Here is a 21,460-nt window from a genome sequence, read left to right on the forward strand (position 1 = left end):
AGGAGAAAGAATGGGAGTATCGAATTTAGGTGATTTGGTTGCAACAGCTCAACTGGATATTTCGCCGTTTATTAATAACACTAGGCAGCTCCAATTGTATACACGGAGTTTGGATAATTCTTTAAAAACGTTAGAGACTAGTTTTAAAGGTCAGAAAGATAAACTTTCTGGGTTAAAAGCGACTTATACACAGACAGGTCATTCTCTGAAAGGGTATCAAGAATTATTAAAAAAACAAACCGAGCATTACAACAACTTAAAAGATGAAATCGGAGATGTTAGTAGCGCTACGTCTGAACAAAAGGATCAGTTAGTTGGCGCGCAATCCGCTATGACCGCGACCGCCGCTAGGGTTGCAGAACTCCAAAATAAGTACAATGCCTTAGCCCGTGAAATTGCTACACAATCAAGTCTCTGGACGAAACTTGGGACTAATCTAACTCAATCAGGTAAAGAATTAAAAACCTTTGGAGATGCGACTGCAGGTGTAGGAAAAGCACTCACGGCAGGCTTAACAGTTCCAATTATGGCTGGAGCTGGATACGCGGTAAAAGCAGCAGTTCAGTATGAATCTGCGTTTGCTGGCGTGAAAAAGACTGTTGATGAAACTGCGACGACTTCTTACGAGAAACTTTCTAAAAACATTAGGCAGTTATCAAAAGAGTTGCCGGCAAGTGCTGTTGAAATCGCTAATGTTGCAGAAATAGCAGGGCAGTTAGGCATTAGAGCAGACAACATTACTGATTTCACGAAAGTCATGATTGACCTTGGAGAGTCTACCAACATGTCTGCCACAACCGCTGCCGAATCGTTAGCAAAGTTTGCAAACATTACCAAGCTTGCGCCAGAAAACTACGGTAGGCTTGGTGCATCTATCGTAGAACTCGGTAACAACTTCGCTACAACGGAAGCTGACATTACAGCAATGGCTAGTCGTTTAGCTGGTGCGGGTGCTCAAATTGGTCTTAGTCAAGCCGACATTATTGGTCTATCCGCAGCTCTTTCATCTGTCGGAATCGAAGCTGAGATGGGTGGTTCGGCATTCTCCAAAATGATGGTCAAAATGCAGTTAGCTGTCACAAGCGGTTCAAAAGGAATGGACGAATTGACTGCAAAAACAGGTGTAAGTCGCCGTGAGTTTGAGTTAATGCTCGCGAATAGCCCGAAAGACTTCAAAAAACTGGCTGATTCAATAGGTATGACCTCAACGGAAATGTCAAACATAGTAAAGGCTTCTGCCAACCTAGAAGACTTTGCAAGAATTTCCGGAATGACAGCTGATGAGTTTGTGCAGAAATTTGAAAAAGATGCTGTTGGCGCAATAGGTGCATTTATCAATGGTTTGGGTAATGCTGAAGAGTCAGGTGAGTCGGCTATTGAAATGCTGAATGAGATGGGCTTTTCTGAAGTGCGCCTCAGAGACTCTTTGCTCCGTGCAGGAAATGCCCAGGACTTGTTTACTGAAGCAGTCAACATGAGTAGCAAGGCTTGGAGCGAAAACAGCGCTTTAACAAAAGAAGCAAATAAACGTTATGAAACCACGGAATCGAAACTGAAAATGCTTCGTAATGAAGTAACAGATGTAGCTATTGAATTTGGCGGCCCATTGGTTGATGCGCTCCGTGACGGGCTGGAAGCATCCGAACCTATTATCCAAAGCGCGGTAGATCTTGCAAAAGCTTTTAGTAAGTTGGACAAGGAACAACAACAACAAATTATCAAATGGGGCTTGATTGCAGCTACATCAGGTCCGGCTTTGAATGTATTAGGAAAAGGAATCGGCGTTACCGGTTCGATATTTAATGGATTAGGGAAAGTGTCTACAGCACTCGGGAAAGTGAGTGGAGCTTTGCAGACCGGACAACCTTTGTTGTCAGCCTTTGCTAGTTCTACAGCGACTGCGACAACCAATGCATCAACTTTTGGCGGTACTCTAGGTTTGCTTTCAAACCCGATTGGTTTGACGGTAGCTGGTGTAGCCACTCTTACAGCGGGTTTACTTTGGCTTAACAAAGAGAAGGATAGAGCTCGTGAAAAAGTTGAAGAGTGGGGGGTAACTCTTGATAGTGCAACAAGGAATGAACTGGAAACATTCAAAACAAAAGTAGATGATACACGCCTTGCTGTTGAGACGTTCGGTAAAAACGGTGCGACATCTGTGGAAGAAGTGAAACAAGCCTTTACCGACCTAATGGATGAAATCACGGCAACTAGAGACGAAGCAAATGCCAGACTTGATGAAATTGGTCAAAAACTAGGTTTGACAACTGAACAGATTGCGCGAGGGAAAGAAAATAACGATCGCTATGTGTCAAATGCACGGAAGATGACAGAGGAAATACAAGCTATCTACGACCGTCACAATGGCGCAGTGGATGATTTAACATCAGAAGAGTTGGCTATTGTAGAAAATAATCAACGCGAGCTTATCAATGTCAAACTTTCTCTTATGGAATTGTCTAATGAGGAAGAACTCGCAGTCCGGAAAGCGTTCAACGATGACTTGGCAATTCTTAATGAGACACAACTCAAAAAGACGATGGCAAGCTTAGAAGAAGCCTTATCTGCTGAAAAGAAAGCCTATGACGAAGAACTCTCTCTGCTCAAGGAGTCTCTTGATAGCAAAATGCTAAATCAAGAGGAATATAATGCTAAACGTGAGCAGGCTGAAAAAGAACATAACACTGTTATGGATGTTTTAGGTAAGAAATACGCCGAGGCGGCTGCTGAACGAGATGCCAAAGCTAATGCGCGTTTACGTGATTTTACGACTAACAATCAGCAAAATATCGAAAAAGCACAAGTTTTTTTGAATAAGCTAGGATTGTCTTATGAGGAGCTGTCTAAGAAAGTAGATATAGCAGCAGAAAAAGGAGCAAAAGGTTCTGAACTCTTGGCGCTGTCAACAGCTAATATGACTGAAGAAATGAAACAAGCGAATGCTTTGTGGACAGCGATTGTTTTTGATGAGAAAACTGGCCAAGTTAAAACAAATGCTGTTGAGGAAATCAAGAAAGCAGTCGTGGCAAAAGAAAATTGGAACAGCCTCTCCTTTATGCTCCAGAATGCCAATTTGACTTCTAATGCTCGTGTAGTTGTGGCAGAGGCTTTGACAGAGGCCGGTCGTTGGGAAGAGCTGACTGTAGAAGAGAAAAAACTGGTTGTTGATGGACATTTGGGTATACAAGCAATATTTGATAGTATAGAAAACCTCAAGATTTGGAATAGTATGCCAGCTGAGGTTAAGGAACTCTTGGCAAGTAATGAACAATTTCTCGCTACTGAAGAATCAGCGGAAACGGCGTTGATTAATTGGAACAATCTGACAGCAGAACAAAAGGAACTCTACGCGTCTAATTTGACAGCTAAAGGTACTGAATCAGCTCAGATGACGATTAACTCATTGATAGGAAAAACAGTCCCGTTGAACGTCATTAACGCAACAGGCATCGGTGTATTTGAAGCTCAGGCAGGGATAAATTCAGTTCAACAACGTAGTGTGCCGTCTATTCTTGTAGACGATAAGGCTTCTAGTGCAGCAGCAGGTATTCGAGAACAAATTAACTCTATTCCGACTTATAGGGAAACATTGATAAAAGCTATTTACGATGGCCCTCAACCGTATGCTTCAGGCACTAACTTCCACCCTGGGGGCTTGGCTGTGGTCAACGACCAGAAAGGTTCGTTGTATCGTGAGTTGGTGACGTTGCCAACTGGGGAAAGCTTTATTCCAGAAGGACGAAATGTAGCGCTTCCGCTTCCGAGAGGAACAAAGGTCTTGAAAGCTAGCGATACCAAGAAACTATTCCCACACTATGCTGACGGCATCGGATTCGAGGATACCAGAATCTCTAGCATTGCGAATCGGATTCAGAAGATCCGCAAGAGCGGAGAGGTAATGTTCTCGAAGTCAGCGAAAGACACGATTAACAATAAGTTAGAGTCTTTATTGAACGAGTTGCTCAATTGGCTAACCAACAACAAAAACGATCAACTGGTTCAACAAGCGCTTTCTGTTGCAGAAAAAACAGCTAAGCGTCCGCAATATATGATGATAGAGACAGGCGCGTTGATTGGAGCAATCGGTGATGATTTGTCTAGGTATCAGAGTCCAGCAACTATTATTGATAACATGCTAGAAAGGAGAAAGCATTGACAAAAGTAGTGTACAACGGAGTGGATTTGTCAGCGTTTCTAAAAGTTATTCGTGTCCATCGATCCGTAGGAAATTCTCGCGAAATCGAAAAGGATACTTCTCCGAAGATAGGGTCGAACATTCACGGGGTTTACACATCTGAAAAGGTTATAAGGGTAGAATTTACGTTATTACAATCGTCGGCCCTAGAAATCGAGCGCTCCAAGCATGAGCTGGCTGGGCTTTTTTATGTAGATGAACCGAAACGTCTGGTTATATCGGATGAGCCGGATAAATACTATCTTGCCTTGGTTTCGGGAGATGTATCTAGCGAAGCTATTGCAAGGTGGTATCAAAAAGGAGAAATCGAATTCCTAATCCCTGACGGTGTTGCTCATTCGACAGCCTATAAACGTTTTGACAATCCAAGAGAAGAGAATGGGAAGTTAGTCTTTGATTTAGTGAACAATGGAAACGTACCTGCTCCTCCTATCATTACGATAAAACACAATTCCGAAAACGGCTATATCGGCATCATAAACCAAAACAATGCCCTAGAAATCGGAGACCGAGAAGAAGCAGACACGGAGACGTATAAGCGTTCGGAAATTCTTTTCGATTATGTCTCTGACAACGGTATTGTCAAAGGCTTTGCGCAAGGTCAAAAAAACACAGCCATTCTAAATGATTTATCGCAATCGTTAGACACTCAATTGTATATAAAGAACGAGTTCGGTCGCCCGCATTTAGCTATGGGTAGTCGAGGTGCTGGTTCTGGACCGCATCATGCTGGTTCTATTACTTGGGAAATTCCGCTGGACAGTAGTAGTGATAGAGGTGCTTTGAATGAGTATCTTTGGTGGAGGCAAATCTTCTGGGCAGGGAGCGCCATGCAAAAGGGCTTTATTAAGTTAACGGTCTCTGATACAGAAGGCCGTTTTTTGTATGGTGTCGAAACATTCAAACGAGGAAATGGTATCGATTCGGAATTCAATCTGCTTGTCTCAGACGGTCGTAGCGGATACAAGATTTTGAGGAGTTGGCCGTTTAAATGTACGCATTTAGATAGCGACAATCCGTTCAACGCAGAGAGAGGTTGGGAGGATATTCTAAGGCGTGATGATATGTTACAGGTACACTGGTGGGGTTCGTATCCGCAATTCTATGTACCGGAAATCAAAGGTCGAAAATCCGCTAAGATTCATGTAGCTTTAGGCGCTTTGGGAAGTCACCCACATATCCATCACATGTATTTAGACAGTATAGTCTATCGCAAGGACTTTGTGACGGGAACTGTAGATGTTCCTAATCGTTTTCAGATTGGTTCTACCGTAGTGTTAGATGTCGAAAAAGACTTGGTTACAATTGACGGACTACCCGCAAATCATCAGGTTGTAGATGGGTCTGGATGGGATTTGGTTATTCCGCCGGGTAAGTCTAAATTAGAGATTTTGTTGTCTAGCTTTATCCAAAAGACTCCGACCGTCTCCGTAAATATCGAAGAAAGGCACTTATAGATGATTTTAACGATTCATGATAACAATTTACAAAAAGTTGCCTTTATTGATAACAATAAACAGGGGACTTTGAATTTTTACAACGATAAGTGGACGCGTTATCTAAGTAAAGCAAGTAGCCTTTTTGAATTTACTGTGTTCAAGAAGACTATTCAGACAGATGTTGTCCCTTATCAAACCGCAAATGCACTGAATGATCAGTCGTTCGTTTCGTTTGTATACAAAGGACGGACATATCTCTTTAATGTCATGACTATTGAAGAGACTGAACATACCATTACTTGTACATGTAAAGATTTGAACTTGGAGTTGACTAACGAATACACCAATCCATTCAAATCTGACAAAGCTCGTACATTCAAAGAATATTGCGATGTTATGGGCTTGTTGGAGTTTGCGGCTTTACGAATTGGCGTCAATGAAATCTCTGATCAAAGGCGTACACTTGAATGGACAGGACAAGATACTAAACTAAACCGCATTCTATCTTTGGCTAATAAGTTTGATGCAGAAGTTGATTTTGAGGTTAGATTAAACTCTAACGGAACTATCAAGGACTTTATCTTGAATGTTTATCATGAACACGATGACAAACACCAAGGCGTCGGAAAAGTTCGGTCTGATATTATCTTGAAAAAAGGGAAAAACATTCGTTCTATTAAGCGTAAAATTGATAAAACGGATTTAATTGTCAATGCAGTCAGACCGACCGCACAAGGCGAAAATGGTCAAGAAATAACCATCGCAGGCTTAGGACCTTGGGAAGTTAAAAACGAAAATGGAGTGGTGGAGTTTTTCCAACAAGGAGAAATGCTCTACGCTCCTATTTCTATGCAGAAATATCCGTCTGTATGGACAGGTTCTACTGGTAATCGTGACAAATATACTCGCAAAGATATTACTGTGGATACCAAAAGCAAGGAAATGCTTAGGACACAGGCTTACAAAGAGTTAATGCGTTCAGCCTATCCGTCAGTTACTTATGAAATTGATGGGTACGTTGATTTGGAGATAGGAGATACCGCCAAGGTCTACAACGGAGATTTTTATCCCGCCTTGTTGCTAGAGGTGCGCGTCTCAGAACAAACTATCAGTTTCACCAAGCCAAGTACTAATAAGACTGTATTTGACAACGTCAGAGCGCTAAAAAACAAGTTGTCGAACGGTATTCAGGAGCGTTGGCAAGAGCTATTTGAAGCGTCACAGCCATACCTTATTAAGTTATCCACAGACAACGGGGTTATTTTTAAAAATCAAATTGGTCAGAGCATTGTCACTCCTACCTTGTACAAGGGTGGTAAGCCAGTTGTTGCTGGTGTCACATGGCGTTGGTCCTTGGATGGTCATACAACAACAGGAATGACTTACACAGTCCGAGGTGCAGATGTTATGGATACCTCTACTTTGACGGTAGCAGCATACATAGGTAACGATGAGGTAGCTGTTGATGAGCTGACGTTTGTAAACGTATTGGATGGTCGAGATGGTGGAGTCGGGCCGAAAGGAGACCCTGGCAATGATGGTGTCGCTGGGCGTGATGGAAATAAAGTTTATACCTCAATATATGAAATGAGTGCCAATCAATCCGGTATTTATTTATCCGATTTGACACCTACCGCAAACCCCGCCAATCTCCCTCCAATAGGTTCAATAGTTATAGCACCGTCTGGGAAAATGTATCCCATTATTGCATTGAATCCAACTAGTACTCCTCCGTCGTACACAGCCGGAGCGCTAGTAGGGAATATTAAAGGACCACAAGGCGATAATGGTCAAACACCCGTAGTTCATTGGGCATACTCAGACAACGCAGACGGTACAGGTCTGACCACGTCTGATAATGGTCAGCGGTACATTGGACACTATTCGGACTATGACCAAGTTGATAGCATGGACAAGACCAAGTATCGCTGGGCAGATAGATGGGCGAAGATTGAAGTTGGCGGACGGAATATTTTACGGAATGCAACTTTCAGTAATGCAACAGACCGAACAGAAAGATTTACAGTCGAAGGTATAACTTATATAAACAAGGATATACCGTATTGGAGCAACTTATATAACGGCGGTATAGAAAACCCTACAACTTCATATCATGCTACATATAGAGAGTCATTCTCTGGTGTTGGACCGGTTATAGAGTTTAATGAGTCGAATGGTGCTCGAAATTGGAAAGCACTACACACTCACTTACAAAAAAAATATATAAAAACAGGCAATTATACATTTTCGACTGATATATATTCTACGGGGACAGGTACTAAAATCGAAATTGGATTTCATTACTACAATAAATCCGGCATTCTTAATTTCCACTCTAATTTAACTACTATAAATATAAATACTGTTAATAAATGGCATAGAGTTTCTGGGCAGATAAAACTAAATGACGATGTTGATCTTCAAAAGGATATAATACTTTACATTTACGCATATAATTTTACAACTAACTCTATCCTCTATTTAACTAGACCACAGTTGGAAGAAGGGACTGTCGCTACAGCTTTTGGCGAAGCACAGGCCGATGTTGAAAAACGTATCGACGCCAAAGCGGACCAAGCATTTACCCAAGAGCAACTCAATTTGCTAAACGAGCGAGCAGGTATCATTCAAGCGGAGCTGGAAGCCAAAGCGAGTCTGGATACTGTAAACAATATCTTGAAACAAATCAAAGATATGAAAGTAGCCGACGAAGCTACATGGGCCAAAGTTGAAAAGGACCTGATAACTCACTTACAGCGTGTCATAAAAATTGAGACAAACCTAGGAGACCAAGCACAGCGCTGGAATGCGGTAGATACCTTTATGCAGGTCTCAAACGATGGTTTGTCACTGGGTAAGGCAGACGGTAGCTCCAGCATGTTGTTTAGCCCAGATGGACGTATCACGATGTTTTCGAGTGGCACTCCAGTCATGTATGTGGATAAAGGGGTTATCCACATTGACAACGGTATCTTTTCAAAGACGGTTCAAATCGGACGTTTTAGAGAAGAACAGTACCATAACAATCCAGACATCAATGTTAAACGGTATGTTGGATAGAAAGGGATAACTTGAAAGTATGGCAGTATTTAGATATTCAGGGAACTGGAGAGGTTTCCTAGAAGGCACATCATCCACCGTCAGTCAAGATATAAGCGGAAACAGCTCAGTAATCAAGATTGATGTTTGGATAGGAATGGACACAGGGTGGAACATTGAGTTTGGTAATACTTACGGCAATACCGTCACCGTCACTTGTGATGGTCAATCTCAAACCCTTGCAGTTGGTCCACTATATCTGAACGGTTCTAAAAAATATTTGGGCTCAGTACAATTTCGAGTAGGTCACAATGCTGATGGGACAAAATCAGCAGGAATTGGCTTGAGTTCTAATATGAGCAATATCAGCTATGGAACTTTGAACTTTGGTAATGCTTCGGGGAACTGGGTTCATGGGCTGACCACAATCCCACGTTCCAGCTCTGTAAGTGTTAGCTCTGGGGTTATTGGTAGTGCACTTACTATCAACATCCACCGTCAAAGTTCTAGTTTTAAGCACATTGTCCGGTATGCCTGGGGAAACAAATCAGGGATAATAGCAACCAATGTAGATACATCCGCTACTTGGACTATTCCCCTTGATTTCGCAAATGATATTCCGAACTCAACGAGTGGGACTGGTACAATCTACGTTGATACCTACTCAGGTTCGACGAAAACAGGTACGCAATCAACTACCTTCACAGCAAGCGTTCCAGATAGTATCAAGCCCAGTTTGACTGGTTTTACACTATTAGACGGAAATACTGCTGCTAGGATGTTGATTCCAGGAGAACAACAGTTTGTGCAGATTGTTTCGAATATTGCTGTACATTTCGGACAAGCAACAGGGGCATACGGTTCAACTATTAGTGGCTACTACGCAGAAATTGTCGACAGGAACCAATCTACCAGTCAAAATGGTGGTAGCTTAGGGATCATGAACTATCATGGTCAGGTTACTATACGAGCAAGGGTGACAGACAGTCGTGGGCGAACAAGTAACACGATAGAGCGAACTGTGACAGTATTGGAATATTTTGCACCAGCTTTCAACTTTAGCGTGGAACGTTCAGGAGCAACCTCAAGCACATTCTCTATCCTCAGAAACGCTCGTATTGCTCCGCTGACCGTTGGCGGCAGTCAGAGAAATACAATGTCTTTAACTTTTCGTGTAGCTCCAGCTGATAGCAATAATTACACGACAGACAACGGTCCGGCATCTGGTACTTTTACGACCTTGGCGAGCCTAACAAATTCACTGGCCAATCTATCAGGGACTTATTCTTCCGATAAGTCGTGGGATGTCATAGGAATACTTGAAGACAAGTTCACTCGTTCGGAGTTTAAAATCAAAATTTCGACCGAAGCGGTAGTATTCAGCTACGAGAAGGGCAACCGCTTTGCGGTCGGTAAAATCGTAGATACGAACCTTCCGGGAGGGTCTGTAGAGTCAACTGGTGGATATTACTTGAACGGTAAGTCGATTCAACATCATCGATTGACAGAGAACACCGGTCAAGCTATACCGGCTTTTAGCGATTGGAATAATTACGTTGATACTGGCTTTTACTACGGAGAGCGCATGGCTAATCAGCCTCCGTTTGATGGGCAGAATCAATGGAAGTACATCAAAGTAAGCAAGCACGATAATGATTGGGTACTCCAGGAGTCGATTGACTTTAGTGGTATGGTGTCTTGCTATCGAGTGAAGATAGCTGGCAGTTGGCAACCGTGGAAAATGGTGGTGACAGAAGACCATCCACTTTTGCAAGAAAAACCACTAAAGACATTGACGATGGGATTTCCGTATGGGCTTAATGCGACATTGATACGCAAGGATAGCCTGGTTACCATCACGCTTAATCGTCGCATTACCAACATTGATGTCTTTGAGTATAGTCAGATGGTTGAGACTATCCCGTTAGGGTATCGTCCGACTGTTGAGACGCACATGCTTATGGCACCGAATGTAGGCAGCTTTACAAAATCGCCATCAATATTGCATTTTGCATCAGATGGAAAAATCAGATTAACAAATGGGACTGGCGGTGCTCATGTATATACTGGCACAATTACATACATCACTAATGACCCATATCCAGCATAGAAAGGAATAGTTATGAGGTTAAAATTTGGAAACAAATCGTTGGAATATACGCAAGGGGAACATCCGAAAACTAGAGTATTACTTATCAATGATGAAGGAGCTATGTATCCCATCTATTTTGATAAGGAAGCTATTGATAAGTCGGATGCAGAACTATTTGAGTTGGGACTCGAAAAAATCTATCAGGACAATTTCCCAAACAGAGCAGAAGATGAGAAATTCAATGAAATTGGCAAGCGTCTTGCCAAGGTTGATGATATTACCGAAGAAGCTACAAAGAATCTTGAAAAGGTTAAAGAGCAAGTAAAATTGTCCGCAGCTTCCCGTTCATCATTCTTGAAAATTACCGTCCTGCTCTATGAGAAAGGAATCCTTACCGATGAAGAACTTTTTGCGACAGGTATCTTTGATGATGAATCTGAAGATAGTCCTGAAACTGATATTTAATAAAGATAGGAGAATTGACATGATGATTAAATTATATGCTCTAGAAGTTATGGAAGGCAACATGAAATGGAAGGATATTAAATTTAGTCCAATTATTAAGGACCGAATCAAATCCTACATTCGCAAGCTAGTTGAAGATGATGAAATCTTTAACGAATTGACTAAGGAAGGATAGCCTATGGTCGAAGAACCAAATCTTTTCATCCAAATTTTGCATGCAGCAACACCTCTCGCTGGAACATTAGTGACGGCGATTGGTGGGGTTGCCATCGCAAAGATTGGAGCGAACAATAAGAACGAACTAACGGCTATCAATGCTCGTCTAACGAGTTTGCAAAAGGTTGCGGATGACAACAAGTCGACTGGTGAAGCGATTAAGTATGATGTCGAAAATCTCAAAACGAGTAGCCGTAGTAGTCGTCGTTATGTCCTCTATCGCGATTTGGACGCTGCCATCGAGCGAGGATGGACAACTCTTGAAGAACGTCGGGAAATCGCCAAGCTGTTTGAATCGTATAAGGTTTTAGGCGGCAATGGCGAAATTGAAACTATGTATGGCATATATTGTGAGTTGCCATTGAAGAAGGAGAATTGATATGAATCAACTTACTGAACTTATTATTGGCTCGGCTACAGGTATTTTTGCTATTGTAGCCGGAATGATTGTCCATGAGGTCAAAAAGTATCTGATTGCCAAGGGCGGTAAGCGAGCGGTCGAAATTACGGAGATTTTGGCACGGAATGCCGTCAACGCAGTTGAGCAGATTACAAAACTAGACCAAGAACATCATGTTGATAAGCTAGATATGGCTAAACGTCGTGTAACAGGTCAGTTGGCCAAGTACAATATCTATATGACTGATACACAGTTAGAGACCTTTATCGAATCAGCGGTGAAGCAAATGAACGATGCGTGGAAGGGAGAGGAGCATGACAACAGTAAATGAAGTAGTCAATTTTGCTAAAGACCTAGCCAATCGAGGTCAAGGTGTAGACTATGATGGTTGGTACGGTAATCAATGTGTAGACTTGCCTAACTGGATTTGTGGCAAATTCTTCGGTAAGGCTCTTTGGGGCAATGCGATTGATTTGATTAAATCAGCCGAGCAACACGGATTTGAGGTACATTACATGCCGACCTCGGAACGTCCACAGGAAGGTGCTATATTTGTGAAAGATTACGTTGCTGGCGACGGTATCAACTATGGGCATACTGGTCTAATTATCTGGGTCAATGGCAATACTGTCCAAACCATCGAGCAGAACCTAGTTGGCAATCTGTCTGTCGGAGGTCCTGCTCAGTATTCTAGTCAGCAAATCAGCAATCTTGTTGGTTGGTTTTATCCACCTTACAGTGACTCTACCGCAGTGGCAACACAGGCAAGCAGTGGCAATCTCGGTAAGGTCAAAGACGAGCAGGGGACAATGACCGTTAAAGTATCTCTGCTCAATGTCCGAGACGAGCCTGGTCTAGACGGTAAAGTTGTAGCTACTTACACTTATGACGAGCAGTTTAATTATGATTCGGTCTATATTGCCGATGGATACATTTGGGTATCGTATGTTAGCCGTAGCGGTGTACGTCGCTATGTAGCAGCAGGAGAGGAGTCGAATCGGCGCAACGTGGTGCCTTATGGTACGTTTAAATAGATTTTTACCCAGCGGTCTGCTGGGCTTTTTTTGTTGCCCGAATTTCAAAAAATCGGCGTTTTTTTGATTTTCGATAACAAAATAATTGTCTTTTCTACGAACATTTTGCAAAATTGCCGTTTTTGTGGACATAAAAAAGACCCTATTGTTAGGGTCGTAATGTTGGCTCAAACTCGTTCTGATTCCATGATTGCCATCATTCTCCATTGGGCATAGGTTACAATAGAGCGTCTAAAGAAGTTCAGGTCGCCAAATGATATGTAATCTTGGATGATAGGTTCGTTATCTTCAGCTTTAGTTAATTTTACAAACACGTCCCCGTCGTAGTCTTTGTAAACATCTAGCTTGATTCTATATCCGGTTTTTATTGCGTTGATATAGGCGGCCAGCTCTTTATCGTCCCAAATATTTTGCTCAAAAAATAGTTTGTCATTCGGTGTTAATGCTTTGTAGTTTGCCATGGCATCTACCTCTTTCTATGTTATTATTTTGTAAATTCTGTAAAATTATTCCTGTAGGAGTACCCTAATATTTCCAGTTGGTTCATTATATCCATGCCAATAGCTGTATAGTCTTGATTGTTCAAATCAATGCGGATATTGTAGACGCTCATTATTTTGTTAATTGCTACACGCCAACGCTTACCAAAAGTTCCGTTTGAGTAAGATGCAACGGCCATACGTTTTGGGTCTCGTTGTATGTTTTTTAGCGAGATTTCAAAGGTGGTTTCGGTTGATAATGCTAGGGTTGCCAATTGCTCGTAAGTCATGATATTTACCTCCTAGAGGGCTATCGCCCTTGTTATTTATTTTTTATGGCTAGCAGACCCTTGCAAGTCTGCCGACAGCTTTAACTGTGTAGCCTTATTTAATTCTAATGTGTGCTAACGGCACTTGGATGTATTTATAGACCAAGTGACTGCCTAATGTCTCTTGATATGTACTACCATCTTCGAATGTGGTAGTAACTGGGATTTGGCTGGTACCAAATAGTGTGATAATGATGAGCAGGATTGTGATTAGTTTTTTCATTATGTCGCCTCTCTTTCTTAAATTATTTCTAGGGGATGTTGAACGCTGTCAAAATTGGAATAATCAGCCAATTCCCAAGCGGTATCGCGGATGATTTCGTCTGTCAGTTCATCGAATTCTTTGCCAAGCATAATTTCAGCTAACCATGTGAAGATGAATGTGTTGTCTGCTTTGCTCTTTGCGTAAGCGTTCAAAGCAGAAGATAGACCGATAAAGTCCCCCTCATCTTCAAATTCGATTGCGTCTGCTGGATCAAAATTCTCAATAGCAGCAATAAGAGCATCTGTAGGATTAGCGAATGATTTGTTGAAAAGTGTAACTGCCATGGTATCTACCTCTTTCTGTTTAGTTGTATTTTGTTATATCTTCGTAAAATTGATTCTCAAGGGCTATGATTCTTTGAGATAACTCAGCGGAGTCAACCTCAAATAGTTCAATATCGCAGTTGCCGAAGTGAAGAACTTTCGGGATTTCTTCACTTCCTTTGCAACGTTTTTTGATGGCTCTGGCTGTATCTGCATCAGATAGGATGCAGTAGTTTTCTTGTTTATGGTTGATATACAATCCTGATAATTGTTTCATATTACTAACTCCTTTTTAGTGTTGGCTTCTGTAAGGGTCGTTCATTTCGTCTTCTGCTTGTTTATACATTCCTTTCGCAAACCGGTCTGCAATACGACATGATGCGCTGGAATAGCTGTTTAAAGTGATGCAATATTCCGAACCGTCTCTCATGTAGCATTGAGTTTTTTTATTTTTTAAAATAGTTCCTTTGTCGTATCCGTTTAATTTTTCGATTGTTATAGTTTTGGCTGTTACTTTGATGACTTTATAAAAATCATAATTAGTTTGGTCGTATCCCCAAACAGCGCATAGTATATCACCAACTAGAGCGCCGTGTTGATTGATACTTGTTTCAACGCTAATTTTTGTTTTATTAGGCTTCAAGCTTTCTTGGCGTTTAGCGTTAAATGCTTTAATGCGTTCGTTCATTGCGATTAATTCGGGTGTTAAGTTTGTCATGATATTTACCTCTTTCTTATACGTATAGTGCTTTAGCCATTTGTGATAAATCTCTTAGATATGCATAGAACTCTTCAAGTAGTTCCTCTTCGTTGCCGTGGTCAGCAACTTCATCAAAATAGGCTTTCATTTCGTTGTCAAATGTTTCGAAATAAGTGGTTAGCATTTGTTTTACAGGATAATCTTTAGATTCTGTTGCTAGGTTGTAAAAATTTTCTTTTGCTTCGATTGCGTTTGTTAAGTGTTTCATGCTATGTACCTTCTTTCTTTTTTGAGGTACGCAAAAAGCGTACTTGACTAGACCAAGCACGCATGATACAATATTAGTATCTTACATGCTTAGCGTGTGAGTGGAGTGACTTGTAACAACTCGGATTGGCGTTTGACTTGTTACAGGTCTTTTTTTATTTGTCTTTATTATATTCCACTTGGGAAATATTGTCAACAGTTTTTTTTATTTTTTTTTCTAAAAGATTTAAACCATCAAAAATCGCTTGACGTCTGGTGCTTTGGTTAGCTTCGGCTAGTTCAGTCAGGTAGTTATAATCTTCAATTCTTAAATCTAGTGTTATCTGTTTTCGTTCAGTTCGTCCTTTCGGTCTACCTCTTGGGCGTTTCGTTTCTTGCATTGGCTTACCTCTTATGATATAATATTTACAAGGATAGCAAGCGGAAGAAGTTCCGCCTGCTTTGTGAGGTTTAGAGATGTTTTATTATCTCCAAGATGATTTGAGCAACGATTTGAAAGAATCTAGCTATTGCAGTAGCAAGTTCAATCAGTTTGAGATGGTCAACATCTCTTTTCTTTTGCCTTTTCAAGAGCCTCACCCCCTTTCCTTGTATGATAAGGGGCGAAAGTTATTCGATTAACTTTCTGAGTTTATTATATTCCACTTGGGAAATATTGTCAAGCATTTTTATAAAAATTTTTGAAATATTTTTTTCAAGTGTTCAGAAACCGCATAGAATCAGGTTTTTCAAGGTCTATCCAGATGACGGATAGGCTTATTTTTTTTATAACAAGACGGCAAGCAACAGAATTTTTTTCGCTTTAATGGTAGAAACATTATAAAATATTCGTCTGTAAATGTTCGGATAACGCTGTAAAATTAAGCGTTTGACGGTGTTGGAACAGTGGTAAATGCAGGTAAAACTTGACAATAACTGTAAAACTAAAATAACGCTAGCAAACGATAAAACGGTAGGGGGAGGTGAAAATCGGGAAAATACCCCTATCTTTTTTGAACGGGGGTAGGTTTGTTCGGGAATCAACGACGCTGCCCTTTTCTGTGCACAATTTTCCCTTTTTGAAATTTTTGAAGTGTCAATTTTTTGTAAACTTATATGTGTAAACCGAAAAAAGCACAAATAAAAAACCATTGATATATGGTCTGAATTTTATAAACTCATCTTGCCTGCCGAGTAAATTTACTACCCTTTTTGTGATTTTTACTACCCCGCGACCGTTCTAGAACGGCATAGAGCGGTATTGCAGAATTGAGAAAAGCGTTGATTTAACTTGGTTTTTCGGTTATATCTTGATAAAACACAAGTGACATTATATACTAGATAGGTATAAAATTTAGAAAGGTTCTGTTTTGGGGTATTCCCAAACAGTAGTCAGATCTTCTGGCTAGAGGTATTAGTTTCATGTCTCAAACCCACATTAATGTTATCGGAGCTGGCTTGGCTGGCTCAGAAGCTGCTTATCAGATTGCTAAACGCGGCATTCCTGTCAAACTCTACGAGATGCGGGGAGTCAAGCCGACCCCTCAGCACAAGACGGACAAGTTTGCTGAGTTGGTTTGTTCCAATTCATTCCGTGGTGATAGTTTGACCAACGCTGTCGGTCTGCTCAAGGAAGAAATGCGTCGTTTGGATTCCATTATCATGCGAGCTGGCGAGGCCCACCGTGTGCCTGCTGGCGGGGCTATGGCCATGGACCGTGAGAATTTTTCTCAAGCAGTCACAGATGAGATTCACAACCACCCGCTAATTGAGGTCATTCGTGGCGAGATTACTGAGATTCCCGAAGATGCGATTACAGTTATCGCGACAGGACCATTGACATCTGACGCCTTGGCGGAGAAGATTCACGCCCTCAACGGTGGCGACGGTTTTTACTTCTACGATGCGGCAGCGCCGATTGTGGACAGCTCGACCATTAACATGGACTTGGTTTATCTTAAGTCCCGTTACGACAAGGGAGAGGCTGCCTATCTCAATGCTCCGATGAATAAGGAGCAGTTCACCGCTTTCTATGAGGCCTTGATTTCAGCCGAGGAAGCACCGCTTAACTCCTTTGAAAAAGAAAAATACTTTGAAGGCTGTATGCCCATTGAGGTTATGGCCAAACGTGGCATTAAAACCATGTTATATGGCCCAATGAAGCCAGTTGGTCTGGAATATCCAGAAGATTACAAGGGACCACGTGATGGCGAATATAAGACACCTTACGCAGTTGTGCAGCTCCGTCAGGACAACGCAGCAGGTAGCCTTTACAACATTGTTGGCTTCCAAACTCATCTCAAGTGGGGTGAGCAGAAGCGGGTCTTCCAGATGATTCCAGGGCTTGAAAATGCGGAGTTTGTCCGCTACGGCGTTATGCACCGCAATTCCTACATGGATTCGCCAAACTTATTGGAACAGACCTTTGCGACCAAGAAAAATCCTAATCTTTTCTTTGCAGGTCAAATGACAGGAGTAGAAGGCTATGTCGAGTCTGCCGCCTCTGGCTTAGTGGCCGGTATCAACGCTGTTCGCCGTTTCCGTGGCGAAGACCCAGTCATCTTCCCACAGACCACAGCTATCGGAGCTCTGCCATTCTACATCACCCACACCGAAAGCAAGCACTTCCAGCCTATGAATGTCAACTTTGGCATCATCAAGGAGCTGGACGGTCCGCGTATCCGCGATAAGAAAGAGCGTTATGAAGCAATAGCAGAGCGTTCCCTCAAGGATTTGGAAGAATTTTTGGCGGTTTAAACCGATAGTTTTCTGACGGAAAGTATCGGGAAAACTTGGATGTTAGATGATAAACTGATAGGGAAAGGAGAAGTTGATGATAAAAGAGTTCAATACAACCATACGTTATCTAGAGTCCGTTTTAGAAAGCGAAATCGATGAACGGGAATTTTTGCGAATATCAGGATATTCCCTTCCTATGTTTAGTCGACTCTTTTCGATCCTGACAGATATGTCCTTGTCTGAATACATTCGGTTACGAAAGTTAACGCGAGCTGCTATGGACATTCGTGAAGGAGAAGCAAAGATTATAGATATAGCGCTTAAATATGGGTATGAGTCTTCAGATTCTTTTGCATTTGCCTTCAAGCAATTTCATCAGATTTCTCCCAGTCAAGTACGCAAGGGCTTTCCCTTTAAGGTCGTCTTACCCTTGCAACTATCATTAACTGTCCAAGGAGGTAAAGAAATGGATGTTCGTATTGAAAAGAAGGCTAGTTTTACAGTTGCTGGGCTTCTTCGCACAGCAATCAGTAATGAAGTGTGTCCGCAGGTATGGGAAGACTTGTTCAAGAATCATACTTATGAAGAGTTAGCTACTCTAGGAAGTGGGCAGTCCTTTGGAGTTTGTACATTAGCTCAAGTGGACGAGACGATTAATTATATGGCTGCTTATGATGTCACAGATAGGGAAAAAGCGACTAAGTTAGGCTTAGAACTTCTTGATGTTCACGAAGCTGACTATGCTATTTTTACCCTAACAGGTCCCATCCCTCAATCTATTCATGCAGGATGGCGTTATGCGCTAGAAACTTTTTTTCCTGAACACGGCTATCGCCATTCAGGTGCACCAGATTTTGAGTACTATTTTGAAGGAGAGATGAGTTCCCCAGACTACCAAATGGAACTCTGGATTCCCATTGTGAAAGCATAATGTACAGGACACCTTCGGGTGTCTTTTGCTATGATTGACATTTTTCCTATTTCAGACTATAATGTTTACATAGTAAACATGGAGAGGTGATAGAAATGCCAACCTTATCAAAACCAATTGCGGTGCGATTTGATGAAGATTTGGTCCAGTTGATTGAAGAAGTATCTGCTGGGCAACACATGACCAAGACGGACTTCATTCGGGAAGCCGTTTTAGAGAAGCTAGAAGATATGTACGATCTTGCCAAGGCAGAAAAAACCTACAAAGAGTGGGTTGACAGCGGTAAGAAAACCTATAGTCACGAAGAAATGATGAAGCGCTATGGCTAAGTATCGTGTAGACTATGCCCCTAGTTTCTTCGAAGATATGGATAAGCTCGACAAGGGAAGCAGTCGGCAAATTGCCAGGTGGATTGATAAGCATCTGGTGGATGTGGATTTTCCACGTTCTCCTGGAAAGTATCTGACGGGCGATTTAGCTGGCTATGTCCGCTTTCGTGTCGGAAACTATCGTATCATTGCTGTCGTTGACGAAGGAGAACTGGTCTTGCTCAATCTCCATGTCGGACATCGCTCTGATATTTATAAGAAGTTGAAATAATCTCTTTTCAACCCAGACACCTTCGGGTGTCTTTTGTGTTATACTGGGGTTAGAAAAGCGAAGGAGAAACACGATGCACCACCATACTTGGAAGGGAATTATTCTACAGAAACAAGGCCTGCTAAAACCTCAATCTGTCCAGCAGATCTGCCAAAATATCAATGGCTTGCAGGCCCAGTTTCAGCCCTATGTTCATGTCGGATTTCGCAACCGTATGACAGCGGAGGATTTCCATGAGGGAAGCTGGCAGGAGGAGCTGACACGCCAGTGGTCCATTCGGCGAACGGTCCATGCCTATCTCAAGTCGGAAATTCCCCTCTATATCCATGAGGGGCGGCTGGCCAGCACCGATTACCTCAAGACAGAAGGACGGGACGGGTTTAGCCCTCATACCAAGCAGAAGTACCACCAGCTGATTTTAGAAGCCCTTGAGCAAGGTCCGATGACCCGCGAGGAGCTCAAGGCCCTTTGCCGTGCGGAAAAGATGACGCAGGAAGAGGAGAAGCAGGTCTTTAATGCCTGGGGCGGCCTCTTTCGCTACATGGTCGAGCGTGGGGAAGTCTACCAAGAGTACGGAGCCAAGCGTTTTCATCGTCTGACAGACTTTCGGCCACTTTCGCGGGAAAAAGCAGAGCTGGAAATCGCTCGACGGTATTTTTCAGGTTTTGGACCTGTCAGCCTAGCTGATGCCCGTTACTATTTCAAGGAAAATAAATCTACGGTCCTAAAATGGATGAAGCAATTAGATCTGAAAACTCTTGAAGTAGCAGGAGAAGAACGCTTTTATCTGGGAGAATTAGAAGAAGCAGAACTGTCTGACTGCCTCTTCGTTGCAGGATTTGACCAACTTTTGCTAGGTTATGAAAAGAAAGCTAATCCCTTTTTTAATCCTAAATACATCCGTAATATCTATACTTTGACGGGTATTGTCAAACCTGTTGTATTTTATAAAGGGCGATTTGTGGCAACCTGGAAACGAGATAAAGGTACCATTTTACTAGATATTTTTGAAGACATCACACAACAAGAAGAAAAAGAATTGGATCATTACCGCCAAATGTATGAGAAAATTCTGTGACATTAACTAACTATGTTCGGAAAATCCGAAAATTGCAAATAAATAACTAAATTTTCTGAATATTCCAGAAAAACTATGATATAATACTTAAAATACGTAAGGAAGAGATAGATATGAATAAGTCTTACTTTTATTTGGACATGAGAACTCATGAATTAGATGTACCATTTACAGGAAGAAAACGTCGAGTCCGTGTTTTATTGCCGAAAGGATATGCTGAAAATACAGAAGAGACCTATCCCGTTGTCTATTTCCACGATGGGCAAAATGTACTCTACAGTAAGGAAGCTTTTTCAGGTCATTCATGGAAAGTCATCCCAACTATTAAGCGTAATCCAGACATTGCAAAAATGATCGTAGTGGCTATTGATAATGATGGTGCTGATCGCATGCATGAATACGCTGCTTGGAAGTTTAGTGAGATGGGGATTCCTGGCGTGCAGTTCGGTGGTAAGGGAACCTTGTATGCCGAATTTGTGATGGATGTCGTCAAACCATTTATTGATCAAGAATACCGGACAAAATCTGATAAAGTTCACACTGCAATGATTGGCTCATCGTTGGGAGGCAATATCACCCAGTTTATGGGATTGGCTTATCAGAACCAGATTGGCTGTCTAGGAGTATTTTCATCTGCCAACTGGCTTCATCAAGATGCTTTCGACCGTTATATTGAACGTCAACAATTAGACTCAGATCAACGTGTCTACATCTATGTTGGGACAGAAGAAGCAGATGATACAGATAAAACGCTCATGGCTGGCAATATCAAACAAGCCTATATTAATTCGTCTTTAAGCTATTATCGTCAGTTGATTGCTGGCGGTGTTGAATTGGACAATATCGCCTTGGAAGTTGTTTCGGGAGCTGTTCACAATGAGGAGGCTTGGGCGCTCTATTTGCCAGCTTGCCTACGATTCCTAAGCGAACATTGGTCATAAAAAAATATA

Annotated in this window: 22 protein-coding genes; 15 read left to right on the top strand and 7 right to left on the bottom strand. The window is 41.9% G+C overall.

Annotated features, from left to right (window positions below; all coding sequences use genetic code 11):
- Positions 1-10 precede the first annotated feature (10 nt).
- Genes ODU39_RS03245 through ODU39_RS03285 form a run of 9 tightly spaced genes read left to right on the top strand, consistent with a single transcriptional unit; the run spans position 11 to position 12,880 of the window.
- Positions 11-4,156 carry a phage tail tape measure protein gene (locus ODU39_RS03245; protein ID WP_398579860.1) on the top strand — a complete coding sequence of 1,382 codons (4,146 nt, stop codon included), beginning with the start codon at positions 11-13 and terminating at the stop codon, positions 4,154-4,156.
- Positions 4,153-5,652 carry a distal tail protein Dit gene (locus tag ODU39_RS03250; protein WP_398579859.1) on the top strand — a complete coding sequence of 500 codons (1,500 nt, stop codon included), beginning with the start codon at positions 4,153-4,155 and terminating at the stop codon, positions 5,650-5,652. Before ODU39_RS03245 ends, ODU39_RS03250 begins: the two co-directional genes overlap by 4 nt.
- A complete protein-coding gene (locus tag ODU39_RS03255) occupies positions 5,653-8,694 on the top strand; it encodes a hypothetical protein (protein WP_398579858.1) in 3,042 nt (1,013 codons plus the stop codon).
- 19 nt (positions 8,695-8,713) lie between these two features.
- Positions 8,714-10,783, top strand: coding sequence for a DUF859 family phage minor structural protein (locus ODU39_RS03260; protein ID WP_398579857.1), 2,070 nt, complete (start codon positions 8,714-8,716; stop codon positions 10,781-10,783).
- A 12-nt stretch (positions 10,784-10,795) separates the two neighbouring features.
- Positions 10,796-11,230: a DUF1366 domain-containing protein gene (locus ODU39_RS03265; protein ID WP_205025890.1), complete on the top strand. Its 435-nt coding sequence runs from the start codon at positions 10,796-10,798 to the stop codon at positions 11,228-11,230.
- Between the two features lie 19 nt (positions 11,231-11,249).
- Positions 11,250-11,405: a hypothetical protein gene (locus tag ODU39_RS03270; protein ID WP_153308518.1), complete on the top strand. Its 156-nt coding sequence runs from the start codon at positions 11,250-11,252 to the stop codon at positions 11,403-11,405.
- 3 nt (positions 11,406-11,408) lie between these two features.
- Positions 11,409-11,825 carry a hypothetical protein gene (locus ODU39_RS03275; RefSeq protein ID WP_105249450.1) on the top strand — a complete coding sequence of 139 codons (417 nt, stop codon included), beginning with the start codon at positions 11,409-11,411 and terminating at the stop codon, positions 11,823-11,825.
- A 1-nt stretch (position 11,826) separates the two neighbouring features.
- The gene (locus ODU39_RS03280) at positions 11,827-12,177 is read left to right on the top strand and encodes a phage holin (protein ID WP_398579856.1); all 351 of its coding nucleotides are present in this window, start codon (positions 11,827-11,829) and stop codon (positions 12,175-12,177) included.
- The gene (locus tag ODU39_RS03285) at positions 12,161-12,880 is read left to right on the top strand and encodes a CHAP domain-containing protein (RefSeq protein ID WP_398579855.1); all 720 of its coding nucleotides are present in this window, start codon (positions 12,161-12,163) and stop codon (positions 12,878-12,880) included. Before ODU39_RS03280 ends, ODU39_RS03285 begins: the two co-directional genes overlap by 17 nt.
- Positions 12,881-13,047: 167 nt before the next feature.
- Here the strand turns inward: ODU39_RS03285 and ODU39_RS03290 are convergent, their stop codons facing one another.
- From ODU39_RS03290 to ODU39_RS03320, 7 genes are all read right to left on the bottom strand, one after another.
- A complete protein-coding gene (locus ODU39_RS03290) occupies positions 13,048-13,341 on the bottom strand; it encodes a hypothetical protein (protein ID WP_253213087.1) in 294 nt (97 codons plus the stop codon).
- A gap of 23 nt (positions 13,342-13,364) precedes the next feature.
- Positions 13,365-13,649, bottom strand: coding sequence for a hypothetical protein (locus tag ODU39_RS03295; RefSeq protein ID WP_253213086.1), 285 nt, complete (start codon positions 13,647-13,649; stop codon positions 13,365-13,367).
- A 279-nt stretch (positions 13,650-13,928) separates the two neighbouring features.
- Positions 13,929-14,237, bottom strand: a complete 309-nt coding sequence (locus ODU39_RS03300; protein WP_253213084.1) for a hypothetical protein — start codon at positions 14,235-14,237, stop codon at positions 13,929-13,931.
- A gap of 19 nt (positions 14,238-14,256) precedes the next feature.
- Complete coding sequence (locus ODU39_RS03305; RefSeq protein ID WP_398579854.1) at positions 14,257-14,493, bottom strand: hypothetical protein; 237 nt, start codon at positions 14,491-14,493, stop codon at positions 14,257-14,259.
- A gap of 15 nt (positions 14,494-14,508) precedes the next feature.
- On the bottom strand, positions 14,509-14,934 hold the full coding sequence (locus ODU39_RS03310; RefSeq protein ID WP_253213082.1) for a hypothetical protein: 426 nt from the start codon (positions 14,932-14,934) through the stop codon (positions 14,509-14,511).
- Positions 14,935-14,950: 16 nt separating this feature from the next.
- Complete coding sequence (locus ODU39_RS03315; protein WP_398579853.1) at positions 14,951-15,184, bottom strand: hypothetical protein; 234 nt, start codon at positions 15,182-15,184, stop codon at positions 14,951-14,953.
- Positions 15,185-15,338: 154 nt separating this feature from the next.
- Positions 15,339-15,563 carry a hypothetical protein gene (locus ODU39_RS03320; RefSeq protein ID WP_253213081.1) on the bottom strand — a complete coding sequence of 75 codons (225 nt, stop codon included), beginning with the start codon at positions 15,561-15,563 and terminating at the stop codon, positions 15,339-15,341.
- 1,021 nt (positions 15,564-16,584) lie between these two features.
- Between ODU39_RS03320 and trmFO the strand changes: the two genes are divergently transcribed.
- From trmFO to ODU39_RS03350, 6 genes are all read left to right on the top strand, one after another.
- Positions 16,585-17,919, top strand: coding sequence for a methylenetetrahydrofolate--tRNA-(uracil(54)-C(5))-methyltransferase (FADH(2)-oxidizing) TrmFO (trmFO, locus tag ODU39_RS03325; RefSeq protein ID WP_205041171.1), 1,335 nt, complete (start codon positions 16,585-16,587; stop codon positions 17,917-17,919).
- Between the two features lie 76 nt (positions 17,920-17,995).
- Positions 17,996-18,832: an AraC family transcriptional regulator gene (locus tag ODU39_RS03330; RefSeq protein WP_318820851.1), complete on the top strand. Its 837-nt coding sequence runs from the start codon at positions 17,996-17,998 to the stop codon at positions 18,830-18,832.
- A gap of 95 nt (positions 18,833-18,927) precedes the next feature.
- Positions 18,928-19,161 (top strand): type II toxin-antitoxin system RelB family antitoxin, encoded by a 234-nt coding sequence (relB, locus tag ODU39_RS03335; protein WP_398579852.1) that lies wholly within the window; start codon positions 18,928-18,930, stop codon positions 19,159-19,161.
- Positions 19,154-19,432 (top strand): type II toxin-antitoxin system RelE/ParE family toxin, encoded by a 279-nt coding sequence (locus tag ODU39_RS03340; protein ID WP_398579851.1) that lies wholly within the window; start codon positions 19,154-19,156, stop codon positions 19,430-19,432. The genes relB and ODU39_RS03340 overlap by 8 nt, the downstream gene beginning before the upstream one ends.
- Before the next feature lie 73 nt (positions 19,433-19,505).
- A complete protein-coding gene (locus ODU39_RS03345) occupies positions 19,506-20,510 on the top strand; it encodes a DNA glycosylase AlkZ-like family protein (RefSeq protein ID WP_398579850.1) in 1,005 nt (334 codons plus the stop codon).
- A 113-nt stretch (positions 20,511-20,623) separates the two neighbouring features.
- Positions 20,624-21,451, top strand: a complete 828-nt coding sequence (locus ODU39_RS03350) for an alpha/beta hydrolase (RefSeq protein ID WP_136628674.1) — start codon at positions 20,624-20,626, stop codon at positions 21,449-21,451.
- Positions 21,452-21,460 lie beyond the last annotated feature (9 nt).

The sequence above is a fragment of the Streptococcus sp. 2021WUSS126 genome (genome assembly GCF_044427255.1).
Taxonomy (GTDB): domain Bacteria; phylum Bacillota; class Bacilli; order Lactobacillales; family Streptococcaceae; genus Streptococcus; species Streptococcus hashimotonensis.

Excerpts from the sequence above, each read along its gene's own strand:
- ODU39_RS03245 (WP_398579860.1), top strand. The coding sequence starts at position 11 with ATGGGAGTATCGAATTTAGGTGATTTGGTTGCAACAGCTCAACTGGAT.
- ODU39_RS03255 (WP_398579858.1), top strand. The coding sequence starts at position 5,653 with ATGATTTTAACGATTCATGATAACAATTTACAAAAAGTTGCCTTTATT.
- ODU39_RS03260 (WP_398579857.1), top strand. The coding sequence starts at position 8,714 with ATGGCAGTATTTAGATATTCAGGGAACTGGAGAGGTTTCCTAGAAGGC.
- ODU39_RS03265 (WP_205025890.1), top strand. The coding sequence starts at position 10,796 with ATGAGGTTAAAATTTGGAAACAAATCGTTGGAATATACGCAAGGGGAA.
- ODU39_RS03270 (WP_153308518.1), top strand. The coding sequence starts at position 11,250 with ATGATGATTAAATTATATGCTCTAGAAGTTATGGAAGGCAACATGAAA.
- ODU39_RS03275 (WP_105249450.1), top strand. The coding sequence starts at position 11,409 with ATGGTCGAAGAACCAAATCTTTTCATCCAAATTTTGCATGCAGCAACA.
- ODU39_RS03280 (WP_398579856.1), top strand. The coding sequence starts at position 11,827 with ATGAATCAACTTACTGAACTTATTATTGGCTCGGCTACAGGTATTTTT.
- ODU39_RS03285 (WP_398579855.1), top strand. The coding sequence starts at position 12,161 with ATGACAACAGTAAATGAAGTAGTCAATTTTGCTAAAGACCTAGCCAAT.
- ODU39_RS03290 (WP_253213087.1), bottom strand. The coding sequence starts at position 13,341 with ATGGCAAACTACAAAGCATTAACACCGAATGACAAACTATTTTTTGAG.
- ODU39_RS03295 (WP_253213086.1), bottom strand. The coding sequence starts at position 13,649 with ATGACTTACGAGCAATTGGCAACCCTAGCATTATCAACCGAAACCACC.
- ODU39_RS03300 (WP_253213084.1), bottom strand. The coding sequence starts at position 14,237 with ATGGCAGTTACACTTTTCAACAAATCATTCGCTAATCCTACAGATGCT.
- ODU39_RS03305 (WP_398579854.1), bottom strand. The coding sequence starts at position 14,493 with ATGAAACAATTATCAGGATTGTATATCAACCATAAACAAGAAAACTAC.
- ODU39_RS03310 (WP_253213082.1), bottom strand. The coding sequence starts at position 14,934 with ATGACAAACTTAACACCCGAATTAATCGCAATGAACGAACGCATTAAA.
- ODU39_RS03315 (WP_398579853.1), bottom strand. The coding sequence starts at position 15,184 with ATGAAACACTTAACAAACGCAATCGAAGCAAAAGAAAATTTTTACAAC.
- ODU39_RS03320 (WP_253213081.1), bottom strand. The coding sequence starts at position 15,563 with ATGCAAGAAACGAAACGCCCAAGAGGTAGACCGAAAGGACGAACTGAA.
- trmFO (WP_205041171.1), top strand. The coding sequence starts at position 16,585 with ATGTCTCAAACCCACATTAATGTTATCGGAGCTGGCTTGGCTGGCTCA.
- ODU39_RS03330 (WP_318820851.1), top strand. The coding sequence starts at position 17,996 with ATGATAAAAGAGTTCAATACAACCATACGTTATCTAGAGTCCGTTTTA.
- relB (WP_398579852.1), top strand. The coding sequence starts at position 18,928 with ATGCCAACCTTATCAAAACCAATTGCGGTGCGATTTGATGAAGATTTG.
- ODU39_RS03340 (WP_398579851.1), top strand. The coding sequence starts at position 19,154 with ATGGCTAAGTATCGTGTAGACTATGCCCCTAGTTTCTTCGAAGATATG.
- ODU39_RS03345 (WP_398579850.1), top strand. The coding sequence starts at position 19,506 with ATGCACCACCATACTTGGAAGGGAATTATTCTACAGAAACAAGGCCTG.
- ODU39_RS03350 (WP_136628674.1), top strand. The coding sequence starts at position 20,624 with ATGAATAAGTCTTACTTTTATTTGGACATGAGAACTCATGAATTAGAT.